Genomic DNA, 13,863 nt, shown 5'->3' with positions numbered 1-13,863 from the left:
AAGTCCGGCGTCGCCAACGCTACCGGAGCTGTGGTCATCAGCACGGTAGCCAACTGGGTTCCTTCATTGACCGGATTGGAATGACGGCGCAGGCCGACTTCAAAGTGCCACCGCACGGGAGCCGTGTTCGGGGCTAAACTTCACCCGAAAAGTAACACTATAGTGTCACTATCTCTGAGGCCAGGGCGAAAATGAGTAAATGGCTGGAGTAATCTGGATGAAGCCAGCCCTCCAGGAACTGGACGTCACCGCTGAGCCCAACCGCAAAGCCTGGAAAGTCCTGGGCCAATGGCAAAACCCTTTCCTGACCGCCTCCAACGACTCACACCTCGTCACCAGAGGTGCGGACAAGTACTTCCAGAAATTCACCCCCGGTGCCCCGGGAACTGGAGCACGTCACTATTAAAACTGGTGCCCATGTCTTACAGGAAGACCAGGGTGAAGCCCTGGGGGAAGGGGTAGTGCGGTTTTTGAAAGAACGGGTTCCCGGTTAATGTTTAAGTGGTCTTCTCCATGAATGGAGGCTCAGTGATGGTGACGGTGAAACTTCGGGACATTGAAACCGTTTCACGTCTCCGTTCGATGCGGGTGAATGCCAGCGAGCACCGGATTTTGAACAGCGAAAAGCACGGCATCAGCAACGTGCGGAAGCCTTGATCAAGAAAGATGTCCGTATCAACATCAGGGTATTCTCCACAAGTACGTGGAGGGGCACTTGCATGAGGCTCGGTGCTAATAAAACCCGGTCATGACGCCGGGTTAACCCGGCGATAAAGCGCTTCCAGCAGGCTATAGAGCCCGAATGCGAACAAACCTGTCGCAACGAAGGCCAGCAACCATTTGCCGAACATCTGGCTGCGAAGGGTGCTGAAAACTTCGGCAAGGCCGCCTGCTTCGTCGGGGTTGAACTGGTAGGCGGCGATAATAAAGAAGCTACCGACAAGCACAAAGACCAGGCCACGGGTCGCGAGGCCAAAGCGGCAAATAGGGTAGGCCCATTGCTGGGTTTTGGTGGGCATGTTGAAGTGACGATCAAATTGTGACTTCCAGCCTTTGACGGCGTGGGCGATGCCGGCACCTATGAAGGTCAGGCCGACGGCACCGACTATCCACGGCCCGTAGGGCAGCTTCATCAGCCAGGTGGCCATGCCTTGCGATCCGCCACCGGAGCTTCCGGAGGATGCGGCAAAATGGAAAATCAGATTGACCGCAAAAACGGCCAGTAAAACATGGATGACCGCACTCACCAGCAAACCAGTCCGGATGGCAATGCCCTTGGCGCCCAAGCCGTGGTGGTCGGTATCTTTCACAGCCTGGATAGTGCGCCAGGTGGCGTAGCCTAGCAGGCCAAAAGCCATGGCACCCAGCAACACAGTGCCCCCCGGTGCAATCAACAACCGTTCCAGTGCGCCCTGGCTGCCCTCGGTCTGTCCACCTTGACCAAACGCAGCTAACGCGGCCAGGCCCCCGATTAACAGATACACAATACCTCGCGCCGCGTAGCCGGCTCGCGCAAACAGTGAGAGCGCTTCGTACTGATCAGTCGCTGGTGTGTCCTTAGCCATAGCTTTCTCCTGATTAATCATTGCGCTTTATCAATATAATAACGCTTTGTGTGGCTGGGGACGGTAGTTACAAAACTTGACAAAGTCCAGGCATGAGCACAATCTCGTGTGCACTTTAACTGCCCTTTGCTCGTTGCTCTTCTGGAGGGCTGTTCTATGCGTGTATTTGCCAATCCTGTCGGTTCAGGTTCACTCTGGTTCGATAACCTCGCTACCGCCGATGGAACCCCCGTCGCCTATGACCCCCAGGCCCGTGCTTTTCTGCCGATGCCACCTTTTTGCGCCAACCGTGAGGTGATCGGGTGTAACTGGATTGCGCCTGAGCAGGGTGCCTTCTGCCGATCCTGCGCCATGACCGCGCTGGCCCCGGACCCGTCCATACCCGGAGCTTTCCCGAACTGGGCCAAGACCGAGGCTGCCAAACGCTGGGCGATCGACAATCTTGGGCGCTGGCACTGGTTTCGGCCAGAGGACCCCGGCGCGCGGCCGGTTTTCCATATGCTCGCCGAGGGCCCGACGCCAGTTTTCATGGGGCACGCCGCGGGCGTAGTGACCATCAGCGTAGCGGAGGCGGACCCGGTACTGAGCATAACCCGTCGTCAGGCGCTGGATGAGCCTTACCGCACCATGATCGGCCACATGCGACACGAAATCTCCCATATGCTCTGGTGGCGGTTGAGTCTGCGCCAGGATTTTCTGGATACCTTCCGGGCGATGTTCGGCGATGAGCGTGCGGATTACGCCGCTGCACTCCAGCGCCACTACAAGCAAGGCCCCGGGGCTGATTGGCGCCAGTATTACCTGACCACCTATGCGTCTGCGCACCCCCATGAAGACTGGGCCGAAACCGCCGCCCACCTGCTGCATCTGACAGATATCACGGACAGCTTCGTGGCGGCAGGGTTGTCGTCACCAGATATGCCGGGCCCGGGTTGGGACCCTTACTCGGAGCCAGACGCCCACCGCCTGATTCATATCGCGGCGTCTCTCGCAGTCGGGGTGAACCACATCAACCGCTCTATGGGGTTGTCGGATCTTTATCCGTTCGCCCTGTCAGACACGGCGCGGCGTAAGCTTGCCTTCGTCCATGACTGGCTGCGTCGGGGCTCGCAGGGACTTTAATGACCCGCAGGCGTTTTCGAGCGCCGGATTTTGCGATTTCTGCCACCACGTAAATTTAATTGTTCTTGGTCGGTGTGGGCTGGTCTCATCTGATCCGTCGGTTCCTTAATTAATAGAGTATGAATGCATGCGCTTATCAGAATGGATCTCGGTCAATATGGAGGCAGTTCTTCAGGTTTGGGAAGATAATGCCAAAGACCTCTTACATGACAAATCCGCTTCAAAAGTTGAGCGCCGCGATCACGCCAAAGCCATGTTGCTCTCAATCGTTCATGAAATGGACCAGTACCAGTCAGAGCGCCAACGTGATGACCGGGGAGCAAAAACCCCGAACCTTGACGAAGCCAGCATATCTTCCCGCTATCACGGGCAGGAACGCCGCCAGTTAGGCCTCGATATTGTCGAACTTGCGGGCGAATTCTTTGCTTTGCGCAGCAGCGTAGTTGAACTGTGGACCCAGGATGCTTTCGATCTAAGACCTTCGAGTTTAGGAGAATTGGTGCTGTTTGACCGGGCCATTGATCAGGCGCTTCTTGGATCGATTGAGAGCTTTACCGAAGAGAAGGAAAAGCAGGAGCGGAGTTTCCTTTCCATGCTGTCGGGGTCTCCCGATCCCGCTTACCTTGTCGACCTCAGCGGCCGCGTTGTGTTCGCAAACATCGCCACCGCCGTGCTGCTGGGCAGGCCTGTGAATCAACTCGCGGGCGTTGCCGTGGCTGACATGTGGCCCGAGCAGGATAACGACCTGCCCAGCCAGTTCGAAACCGTCATAGAAATGAAGAAAACTCTTCGTGGGGAAGTCACGGCAGGGACCGGATCAGAAAAACGCTGGTATGAATATATCTATTCACCCGTAATGGATGCCAGCGGCTTGGTTGAAGCCATTGCCGGAGCGGCCCGGGATATTACCGAGCGACGCAAGGCCGAGGCGGAGATCTGGCGACATGCCAACTATGACCTGCTCACCGATCTGCCCAACAGGAGACTGTTCCGGGACCGGCTGGACCAGCAAACCCGGCATTCTGAACGCACCGGCGCACCTTTCGCGCTGCTGTTCGTTGACCTCGATAACTTTAAGGAGGTCAATGACACACTGGGCCATGAAGCCGGCGACCAGCTCTTGAAGCAGGCCTCCAAACGCCTTCTTGGCAGTGTGCGTGAGGAAGACACGGTTGCCCGGCTCAGTGGTGACGAGTTCACCGTCATCCTGCTGGATATAGGCGACCTCGCGCAGATAGAGCAGCTTGCCCGCGGAATTATCAGTGAACTGGCGAAACCCTTTGATTTTGGCGGTGGCGCTTCCCGAGTGTCGGGCAGCATCGGTATCGCGCGTTATCCTCAGGATGGAAAGACACCCGATCAGCTACTGATGCACGCCGATCAGGCCATGTACCGGGCAAAGAAAAACGGGCGGAATCAGGTTCACAGCTTTTCCCGGATTCAGCCTGACCAGCAAAAGCCGGATCTGGCTGAACCTGTGACCAGCGCCTGAAACCAATAAAGGACCCCGAAGGGTCCTTTCTTTTTTTAAAGGCTTACGTGCTGATGGTTTTACTGGACCGGTTCGGCCGGTTCCGTAACCGCATTCGCGTCCAGGGTGACCGCCGTCTGAGCGAGAGCCTGGCCGTTGAGAGTGGCTCCGGTCTGGATGTCGATCAGGGTTTTGCTGAGGAATACACCACTGACGTTGCTAGTAGTACCGAAGGTGGTGTTACCCGCCACCTGCCAGAACACATTCTTCGCCATTGCGCCGCCAACGAGGTTGACTGTAACGTCGTTGCTCACGGTAAGCTTACCGGCGATTTGCAGAATCCACACATCATCTGCGCTACCTTCCAGAACTACGTCCGTTGCAATCAGCAGATCGCTGCTCCATTTGTAAAGGCCCGGCTCGAGCGTCAGCCCACTGATGTTGCCGGCACCGAGTTCCGTGGTGTCAGGATTTGAGCGTCCGGCGGCGTCAGTGTAGGCGGTTTCCATATCACTGATGGCAGTGGTGAGCTTTGACGGTGTCGGTGCTGTCATGTCGGCCGCGAAGATTTCGCCGGTCACAATGCTCGATTTAGCGAAGGTACCGGTTGCGTCACGCACCAGGGAGAAGCCAGTGATGAAGCTTTCTGCAGCGGGGCTGAGTGCAATGTCGCCAGTAATGTCAGTGACGCCAGTGGTGGAAATGGCGGTTTTCGCCAGAATCACGTAATTACCTGCGGTACCAAGTGTAACCGGAGCCGGGCCTTGGGCTGTACTGGTGCCGGTTGTGAATTTCCAACTGCTTTCAGCCAGGGCATTTCCGGCAAGATCCGTAACGCCGGTAGTGAGGGTGGCGGTATATGTGGCGTTGACGGTAAGGTCATTCGCAGGATCGAATATGGCGGTGGTGCCAACAACTTCTACCGTGCCTGTGACCAGCTTGTCATTGGCATCCGTCACCTTAAAGGTTGAGCTGTTAATGCTCGGCACATGCATCGCTTCGCTGAAGCTGGCGGAAATATTCCGGTTGATCGCAACGCCGGAGTCCGTGGGAGCCGGATCGCGGGAGGTAACCGTAGGTGGATCGATATCGGCACCAGCGCCGGTAGTAAAGCTCCATTCATAGTTGCTGGCCAATGCCTTGCCATTCACAGATTTCACCGCAGTGGTGATGGTAGCTGTATATTCGGTGCTGGCTGTGAAATCGCCGCCGCTGGTCTGGAAGATGCCAGTGTTGGTTGCAGCATCCAGTTTAACGGTACCCGGCATCGGCATTTCGCCGTCTGCACCTACGGTAAAGCTGGTGGTATTGAACGTATCAGCGTTCATCGCTTCACTGAAGGTAGCGGTGACGGCACTGTTGGTGCCTACGCCGACAGCATCAGAAGCTGGGCCGGTAGCCGTGACGCTTAACCCACTATCAGTCGAAGTAGTTGAGCTGTTGTCACTGCTATTGCTGCTATTCCCACCGCCACAGGCAGAGATAGATGCTACTAGCACCATAATAAAAATCGCTATCAACGATTTTGTATGTTTTTGAATCGAATTCATGATTGTTTCCTACTTCTTGGTTCCAGCCATATTTTATGTAGCTGGATAGGGAAGGGGTTAGGTACACCCCCTCCGGGGCGCTCATGCGCTTGCGCAAATTCCTTTTATAAAAAGGAATTTTTCCTGAGTGTGCTTTTATTAAATTTGGAGCGGCTGAGGGTGTGTTCAGTCACGAGCAGTTATATTCTTAATATTTTTTATTAGCTATTTATATCTATTAAATATACATAAATAAATATATTAAATTAAGGTTATCAGGCGGTGGAGATTATAATTTCCAACGTTTTCATTGTGATGTAGTTAAAGTTCAGTTTTAAGAAGGAAGATCTTCGTAAAGATATATATCCAGAAAAGAAAAACCGAGAATCCTGCTTTAGTTTCGAATCAGCAAGCCTGAACAGTGTGAAGTCATGTATTGATGCTTATTATTTGACAGCATTTTACAAAAGCCTGTCTGATGGGAACTGTTTGGTCTGATAAATCAGCGTAAGTAGTCATGTAGTATAAATGCTCATGTCAGTTGATGGCGCGTCTTATGGTTTTACTTGTTTATTGTTTTATTTTATTGCGAATTGAAAACGATAATACGCATTAATAAGTATAAAAGTGGTTTTGAAAGTGCCTATTCCCAATAACACCCCTGAATCGGTAACCTTAGAGTACAGCAATTTCAGATCAGCCCAGTGCCCGGAAAACGGGTAGTGGCGCTGACAATGAGGAGGCTTGTCATGATCGGTGCCATTGCGGGCGACATCATAGGTTCGGTTTACGAGGCTAACCCTACAAAAAGTAAGAACTTTCCGCTCTTCAGTCCGCGTTCTACCTTTACGGACGACTCGGTGCTGACTGTGGCGGTTGCAGATGCAGTTGTTACCGGGCGACCTTATCGGGAGGCGATTTGGGAATTTGGCCGGCGCTACCCCGGGGCGGGCTACGGTGGAACATTCATCAGCTGGCTGCGCTCGGCTGAGCCACAACCCTACAATAGTTGGGGTAATGGTTCTGCGATGCGTGTGAGCCCGGTCGGTTTTGCGTTTGACCTGGAAGCTGATGTGCTGCGGGAAGCCCGCGAGAGCGCGGAAATTTCACATAACCACCTGGAAGGCATCAAGGGCGCCCAGGCCACTGCGCTGGCTATCTTCCTGGCTCGGGTCGGAGCGGACAAGGAACAGATCCGGTCACGGATCAGCCAGATGTTTGGCTATGATCTGGCCCGAAGCGTAGAGGATATCCGTCCGGATTATTCCTTTGATGTGTCGTGTCAGGGGTCGGTTCCCGAAGCGCTGATCGCATTTCTGGATTCCGACAGTTATGAAGATGCGATACGGAACGCAGTGTCCCTGGGCGGTGACGCCGATACCCAGGCCTGCATTGCCGGCGGGATTGCCGAAGCTTTCTACGGCGGGGTACCGGAGGCCATCAGGACCGAGGTAATGGAGCGGCTAACACCGGATCTCCGGAAAATCACGGAAGATTTCTGCCAGCGATTCGGTTAGGCATCCAACTATTCGGAGATTTTGACCATGGGCACCCTGCTGACGATTCTCGCTGTGCTTTTTCTGGCTTTGATCATCATTATTCCGTTGGTCGAAAAATATGCCCCCAAAGGAGAAGCCCGGGACTACGGCAATATTACGCGCTGGATCATACCGCTGATGGCGCTGGTTGTTGTGCTGCAACTGCTTCGGCATTACTTTATATGAGGCCGCTGGGCGCGCTCCAAGTTAAGACGTGCTAAAGGTTAAAGCGTGTCTCCGGTGACTTGAATGGTGCGTACAGTGCACTCAGCTATGCAAGCAGCGACTTCAGTCGCGAATGAGGCGGTCGCCGATGGTTGGGATCGCGGTTGAAACCGCTCCTACAGGGTGGGGTTTTTGTAGATGGTTACGCCAAATAACTAAGCAGGAGATCGATCATGCATGTGTTCATTGCGGGAGCCAACGGGCAAATCGGGCAACACCTGTTGCGGGAGATGGCAGACAGCGATCATGAGGCACGAGCCATGATCCGGCACCTGGATCAGGGTCCGGAATTGCAGCAGATGGGCGCTACGGAAACCGTGCTGGGCGATTTGGAGCAGGACTGTAGTGAAGCGATGAAAGGCTGCGATGCGGTCATTTTTGCCGCTGGCTCAGGCCCTCATACCGGGCCGGATAAAACCATCGATGTGGATCAGGACGGGGCTATCCGATTAATAGATACCGCCAGGGCCATGGGCATCAAGCGTTTTATCATGGTGAGCAGTATGCATGCCGAGGAGCCTGAAAAGGGGCCGGAAAAACTCCGACATTACCTTCAGGCCAAGCACAACGCCGATGAGCACCTGAAAAACAGCGGCCTGAATTACACCATTGTTCGCCCGGGCCAGCTGACCAATGATGAAGGCTCGGGCAAGGTTGCGGTGAACGCGAGGCTGGAGGGCTTCGGCAAGATCCCCCGGCAGGACGTTGCCCGCGTGCTGCTGGCAGTGCTGGAGTCGGATACCACCACTAACCGCGTGTTTGATGTGGTATCCGGTGACACGCCGGTGCCTGAGGCGCTGGCAAAACTGTAACCTCCACCAGGTCCGCAAGCTGCCCAGGCAGGGGGGAGGCCAGCGCACTCATTGCGTTCAGTTGGTGGATCCGGACTGGTCCGTCTCCTCAAGAGCCGCTTCCGTAAACACCGCCAAACCGAGCTCGGGGCGATAGCCGTGAATCTCGGTAACATCCAGCGCCATCAGGAAATCGAGTATCCCCTCACTGATGACCTGCCCGGGCACCAGCACCGGAAAGCCCGGAGGATAGGGAATCACGAAACTGGCAGACACAACGTCCCTGCCTTGCGCCATGATTTTCTGGAGGGACCTGTTATCGAACCTCAGATATTCGGTGTTCTCCTCGTCGTAGCACAGGAAGAAGGCCCGCCGGATATCCCCTTCCCTGGAATCTTTTCGGGGCCTGAATGCGTCATGAAAACGGCTGAAATCAGGAAGTGGCGGCAGCTCTTTCGTCAGGGAGTGGACATGGTGCTCAATTATCTTGCGCTCGGGGCGACTGCTTTCATCCCAACGCCGGTTGAAACTCTTGGCGAGCTTGATCAGAACATCCAGCAGATAGGCAATCGAGCCCCGGCTGGTCCCGATATTGGTCATAAACAGCACCGTGTTACGGGAGGTTTTGTTGATCTGGATGCCATACTGGTTCATCAGGTATTCGTTCTTGAAGGTGTCTCCGTCAATCCCGGTGCGGCCGATGGCCATGGTGATCCGACTTGGGTCGACCACGAATTCGTCGTGGGCCCAGGCTTCCTCCATTTTGTTCCAGCCAGTGACCGGATCGTAAAAGGTTTCTATTCCGGACTGGCGGTACTCCGCGGGAATCATGTCCCGGTTAGTCAGGACCTGGAAATATTTCTGCAGCAGGGGATTGGTGTAGAGATGTTCACGGACTGAGAGCGCCGCCTCCACCTGGGCATGGACCAGTTCAAACCCTTCCATCTCGGCTTGCATCCGTCCAACGTCCAGGGACGCCAGAATCTGGTAATTGGGTGATGTGGAGGTGTGGGTCATATAGGCTTCGTGAAAAGCCGCTTCATTCTTCTGCCGGAATTCTTGATCGTAGACATGAATCATGGACCCCTGGCGCAGGGAGGTCAGGGTCTTGTGTGTGGAATGCGTGGCATAGGTCCGCACCCGTACCTGATCAGGATCCGGCAACAGCGGATGATCGAGCCAGGTGGCGTCATCCTCCGGGTCAAGCTGATCGAAATTCACTTTCCACTGTGCATATTCTTCCCGATAGGCCTCGCTGTAATAACGGTCCCGCAGCGTGCGGGCCGCATGCATTGCAGTACGCGGACGGTAGGTCGGATTGAAAGTGGCAAAGGCAAACCAGGCCTCGTCCCAGAGGAATACCAGGTCCGGTTTGATGGCAAGGCACTCTTCCATGACCCGGCGGACGTTGTACACAATGCCATCGAAAGTGCAGTTGGTGAGCAGCAGCATCTTCACTCTGTGAAGCTGGCCGTTGCGCTTGAGTTCAAGCAGGGCCTTTTTTATTTCTTTCAGGGGAACCGCCCCGTACATGGAATAGTCATTCAGGGGATAGGAGTCGAGATAGACCACGTGAGCGCCAGACAGGACCATGCCATAGTGATGGGACTTGTGGCAGTCCCGGTCAACCAGCACGATGTCCCCAGGCTTAATCAGCGACTGGACCACGATCTTGTTCGCCGTCGAGGTGCCGTTTGTCACGAAAAAGCTCTGGCGTGAACCAAAAGCCCGCGCTGCATACTCCTGAGCTTTCTTTATCGGGCCGTAGGGCTGAAGAAGGGAGTCCAGACCACCGGATGTGGCGGAGGTTTCGGCAAGAAATATGTTGATGCCGTAAAAGTCGATCATTTGACCGGCCCAGTGGGAGCGGGTCACCGACTTGCCTCTGGAAATGGGCATGGCATGAAAAACGCCGGTGGGCTTGCGGCTGTATTCTCTGAGGGCATCGAAGAACGGGGTCCGGTAACGGTTGTCTACGGCCCGGAGAATCGTGTGATGCTGCTCGATATAATCAGTCTCCCGGTAAAAGATCCGGTTGAAATGTCGGATGTCGCGACTGGCGGTCATCTCTACATCGCCGCTTGTCACCAGGAACTGGTCGATTTCCGGGCGAATCTCGCTGATCATCGAGCCCAGAAGAAGACTTCGTTCTGCCTCGGTCTTGGCGCCCAGCTCCACCTCTGACAGTCCCTCCAGATAGTTCCTCAGGACGCTGAGATTGTATTTCGATTTGTACGGGAACTCATATCGTATCAGACAGGCCTGAATATTGGGGTTGACCAGAATCGCAATGAGAGCGTCTTCAAAGCTTCTGACCGTGACCACGTCATAAATGAACTTATCTTCCGGCCGGCGCAGACTGTGGAAAGCTTCCCGTACCACTTCCTCCTCCTGACGTGACATGGCGTCAACAATCAGGAGTTCGAAATACGGCTGTGCCGCGCTGTTTGAGGCCGGATGCCCCCTTCGTAACTGGTTCAGGGCATCAAGGGCTTCGAGGTCCTCAGACTCGGCATCACCGCCACTGAGATCCACGTGACGGCGGCGGTAGGATTCACTGATCAGGGCACGTACCAGACGCCGTACAACTTTTTCAAGGGCGGCATATTCCCCGGCATCGAACAGAGACCAGATATGGTGGAAATCCTCTTTTGAGGGGAAGGCATGATAATCCTCGATGATTTCCAGCCGGGTCAGCTTTACGTCCACCGATTTGACCAGGTTCCGGACCTCACTTTCGCCCTTGGCTTTCACCAGGCTCCCCAGGTCCCGCTTCAGCGCGTTCCAGGTGTCAGCCCGTAACTGGGAAATCTTGTGATAAAACCCCAGGGCACTGTAGGCGGCTTCCGATTCGGTTGTTTCACTCATGTTTTATCTACCCCTTGTCCCAAGACGTCCGGATGACTGGTGTAACGGATGTCCACGCTGCCCTCTACAAAATGATCAAACGAGAGCTCCAGCGAGTGGCCCGGCCAGCAATATTGCGCACGACCCTCCGCTGGGTGGTAGACCGCCGTGTAGATAGTGCCCAGGCCGCGCCGATAGTCGCTGCGAAACAGCGGCGGCGAAAAAAAGGATGAAATCAGACGTTCTTCCGTGGTTTCCTCATCATCCAGAAGAATGGCCAGTTGGCGTTCCCGAATCAGAGTTTCAGACGCCAGCGCATGGGCATACCATTCAATTTTTTTCTGGTGATTGGTCGCCATCGGAATACGCTTGATGGCAGCTTCCCGGTCCGGACCAATCATTGCCGTGATGTAGTGTCCACGGGCATCGCTCACGGTTATGTTGTAGGCCATATGAGTCGGAACCCTGGCCAGAACCCGGGCTGCCTCCTCAGTGGTGTCACAGAACTCGAGAATGTAGCGCAGAATGACCGGAGCTCCGAACCCATCCCCCACCGTCTTGCGACCCCCAAAAGCCAGAGAAAGCGCAAGCCCGCCGTCATTCATGCCATCCAGCACCCCCCAGAGACAGTCGGACATGGCAATCACCCGCCGGCCATTCCAGCAGGTTGAGAGAATGGTGCCTTCGCAGAGTTCGGGCGGATAATCGTAGTTTCTGACCAGAACATTGCTCTGGCCGTTGGCCATGACCGCCTGGGAGCAACCGGTGATATACGGAGGCGGGCGGTACAGGCTGAGCATGCGCGATGACAGATCCCCGCCTCCAGCCAGTTCGCACAGCCTTCTGTAGGTGGGCACGAGTTCTGGCATGTGCATACTGAAGGCATTGAAACAGGCCAGATAACTGGGGCGTTCGCGTTCGGTTTCAGACAGGTACCAGCGCTCAAAGGCGGGCCAGTGGAGATCAAAAATACTGCGCCATTTCTCTCCGGGCACCGGCTCACTGACCGCCCTGAAAGTCAGTTGCTTCTGGTCTGTCAAAGTCAGACCTCCACCAATCCCGGGACGAGGAAGGGTGGAGGCATCCACCGCCGTATCGGTCTCATTGATCACAGAATCTTGAAATTGCCGCCGCCAATGGCGTGATCGACAGCGATGGATTCGACGACAGGATCCTGCAGGGACTGGCCTTTGAACTGACCTCGAATGCCGTCAATCCATGCCTGAGCCCTGGCGGTCAGTTGGAAGTCATCATCCATCAGGCGCCCCTTGGTAATCAGAATTCCCAGGTCCGCGCCTTCGTACCTGAAGTCGCCCTTGCCACTGATCCGCATGAAAAAGGCTTCCTGTTCGCTCTCTGCAGCATGGGGATGGTAGCTGTAGTGGTCGAACCGGATGCTGCCATCATCGGCCATTCTCCATACGCCTGACTGAGGGGCTTCGGTCAGCAGGTCGATGGATTCGTCCGTATGCTTGATGACAAGCTGGCTCCAGCTGTCAATGCTGTCAGGGTGGGACCAGCGTTCATTGAGTTCCTCGATATCAAAGTCGAAATCTTCTCCCGAAAACTCCAGCAGATGGAAAAGAAACAATGGAACGTCGGAATGGGCGAACGCCGCGACATTGGTAAGGGAGCTGGCACCGGTTACCCGCGGATTGAGTTCACCGAGGTAAACTTCGTTCGAATCCGAATCGATCAGGAAATCCAGTTCAAAATAACCGCGATAGCCCTCTTCCCGCAGAGCTTCCCCGTATTTGAACGTGTACTCGCGGGCCCTGTCACGAACTTCCTGGGAGAAGGCGCCAGCAAACATTTCATTGCCACACCAGCCGCCCTTATAGGGAGTCAGCGCCTTGAATCCCACCAGTTCAGTCATCAGCGGCCCCACCACGGTCCCGCAACGGGTAGTGCAGGCTTCAATGGCGGAACCACGGCAGTTGATGCGCTTCATGATTTTGACTTCGGGCTCCGCCTCAATTTCTTCAGCGTACTTGTAATACTCGTCCTCGCTCGAGACGAAGAAGGTGGTGTGGCCAGAATCCCCGTAAGCAGACTGTATGACCAGATCGTTGGTGCCCAGCGGCTCGCTGACCTCCAACAGATGGGCGTAGCTGTCAACTTTGGTCAGCACGTTGGGCACACTGGGTACGCCGACCTTGTTGCCTATTCGCACCGTCTCGATCTTGTTGTCCATCCGTGAGCGCAGCTTTGCCGGCGGGAAAGCGATCTTCAGCCCGAGCTGATCGCAGATCTCTTCGGTGCGCTCATCAAACATGAGAAAAGCCACGGTACCCTTGCCGCCCCGGGACTGCAGGTAATCGATGACCTCTTTGTGCTCGAGAAGGTAGTTATTGATGTCCTCGATGCTCTCAAAGTCGCGAGGGAATTTCTCCTTTGGTACGAAAACATTCTTCTGCTTGTCGTCGAAACAGTTGATGTAATTAATATGGCGGAAATTGCCCACCCAGTCTCCGATGCCCAACAGGTTGAAATTGGTTGCGGAGATAAAATAAACCGGCTCCTTGTTGTTGTGGAAATAACGGCGGATATCGGAAATGCTTTTTATTGTGGCCATTCCTTTCACTCCTCTTCTGGACCTGACTTGCCGGGCTTGCGAAACACTTTTGCGCTCGGCATCGATTGTTGTTGTGGTGGGCACCGGGTCGTCGTTGGTCTCCGGTAACAGCCAGTCGGCGACGCGCTGACGGAGCATATTGAGCAGTCCCCGAATCATATCTTGCTCTCCGCGCTGGCTGCGTCAGATCATCGTGCCGC

At 55.0% G+C, this 13,863-nt stretch carries 12 protein-coding genes; 7 read left to right on the top strand and 5 right to left on the bottom strand.

The window, feature by feature from the left end:
• Nucleotides 1-217 precede the first annotated feature (217 nt).
• Together F6Y09_RS04710 and F6Y09_RS20285 are read left to right on the top strand one after the other, a co-directional pair.
• The gene (locus tag F6Y09_RS04710) at nt 218-406 is read left to right on the top strand and encodes a hypothetical protein (protein WP_152205730.1); all 189 of its coding nucleotides are present in this window, start codon (nt 218-220) and stop codon (nt 404-406) included.
• A gap of 107 nt (nt 407-513) precedes the next feature.
• Nucleotides 514-657, top strand: a complete 144-nt coding sequence (locus tag F6Y09_RS20285; RefSeq protein WP_218944092.1) for a hypothetical protein — start codon at nt 514-516, stop codon at nt 655-657.
• 89 nt (nt 658-746) lie between these two features.
• On the opposite strand, the gene F6Y09_RS04700 is transcribed toward F6Y09_RS20285, so the two are convergent.
• The gene (locus F6Y09_RS04700) at nt 747-1,565 is read right to left on the bottom strand and encodes a DUF1206 domain-containing protein (protein ID WP_152205729.1); all 819 of its coding nucleotides are present in this window, start codon (nt 1,563-1,565) and stop codon (nt 747-749) included.
• A 156-nt stretch (nt 1,566-1,721) separates the two neighbouring features.
• Here F6Y09_RS04700 and F6Y09_RS04695 point away from each other — a divergent pair, with 156 nt between their 5' ends.
• Nucleotides 1,722-2,687: a zinc-binding metallopeptidase family protein gene (locus tag F6Y09_RS04695; protein ID WP_152205728.1), complete on the top strand. Its 966-nt coding sequence runs from the start codon at nt 1,722-1,724 to the stop codon at nt 2,685-2,687.
• A 127-nt stretch (nt 2,688-2,814) separates the two neighbouring features.
• Nucleotides 2,815-4,179: a GGDEF domain-containing protein gene (locus tag F6Y09_RS04690; RefSeq protein WP_152205727.1), complete on the top strand. Its 1,365-nt coding sequence runs from the start codon at nt 2,815-2,817 to the stop codon at nt 4,177-4,179.
• Between the two features lie 59 nt (nt 4,180-4,238).
• Here the strand turns inward: F6Y09_RS04690 and F6Y09_RS04685 are convergent, their stop codons facing one another.
• The gene (locus tag F6Y09_RS04685; protein ID WP_152205726.1) at nt 4,239-5,708 is read right to left on the bottom strand and encodes an ice-binding family protein; all 1,470 of its coding nucleotides are present in this window, start codon (nt 5,706-5,708) and stop codon (nt 4,239-4,241) included.
• Between the two features lie 728 nt (nt 5,709-6,436).
• Between F6Y09_RS04685 and F6Y09_RS04680 the strand changes: the two genes are divergently transcribed.
• The 3 genes from F6Y09_RS04680 to F6Y09_RS04670 all read left to right on the top strand — a co-directional run bounded on the left by F6Y09_RS04680 (nt 6,437) and on the right by F6Y09_RS04670 (nt 8,262).
• Entirely contained in the window at nt 6,437-7,204 is a 768-nt protein-coding gene (locus F6Y09_RS04680) for an ADP-ribosylglycohydrolase family protein (RefSeq protein WP_152205725.1), read from the top strand.
• Between the two features lie 27 nt (nt 7,205-7,231).
• Complete coding sequence (locus F6Y09_RS04675) at nt 7,232-7,411, top strand: hypothetical protein (protein WP_152205724.1); 180 nt, start codon at nt 7,232-7,234, stop codon at nt 7,409-7,411.
• 212 nt (nt 7,412-7,623) lie between these two features.
• On the top strand, nt 7,624-8,262 hold the full coding sequence (locus F6Y09_RS04670) for an SDR family oxidoreductase (protein WP_152205723.1): 639 nt from the start codon (nt 7,624-7,626) through the stop codon (nt 8,260-8,262).
• 57 nt (nt 8,263-8,319) lie between these two features.
• On the opposite strand, the gene F6Y09_RS04665 is transcribed toward F6Y09_RS04670, so the two are convergent.
• From F6Y09_RS04665 to F6Y09_RS04655, 3 genes are all read right to left on the bottom strand, one after another.
• Nucleotides 8,320-11,109, bottom strand: a complete 2,790-nt coding sequence (locus tag F6Y09_RS04665) for an aminotransferase class I/II-fold pyridoxal phosphate-dependent enzyme (RefSeq protein ID WP_152205722.1) — start codon at nt 11,107-11,109, stop codon at nt 8,320-8,322.
• Nucleotides 11,106-12,128: a C45 family autoproteolytic acyltransferase/hydrolase gene (locus tag F6Y09_RS04660; protein ID WP_218944091.1), complete on the bottom strand. Its 1,023-nt coding sequence runs from the start codon at nt 12,126-12,128 to the stop codon at nt 11,106-11,108. The genes F6Y09_RS04665 and F6Y09_RS04660 overlap by 4 nt, the downstream gene beginning before the upstream one ends.
• Before the next feature lie 68 nt (nt 12,129-12,196).
• Complete coding sequence (locus tag F6Y09_RS04655) at nt 12,197-13,822, bottom strand: biotin carboxylase (RefSeq protein ID WP_218944090.1); 1,626 nt, start codon at nt 13,820-13,822, stop codon at nt 12,197-12,199.
• Nucleotides 13,823-13,863: the final 41 nt, after the last annotated feature.

The sequence above is a fragment of the Marinobacter changyiensis genome (assembly GCF_009193265.1).
GTDB lineage: Bacteria > Pseudomonadota > Gammaproteobacteria > Pseudomonadales > Oleiphilaceae > Marinobacter > Marinobacter changyiensis.
Note: the sequence above shows the minus strand (reverse complement) of the source record. Positions and strands in the feature narration are given on the sequence as shown.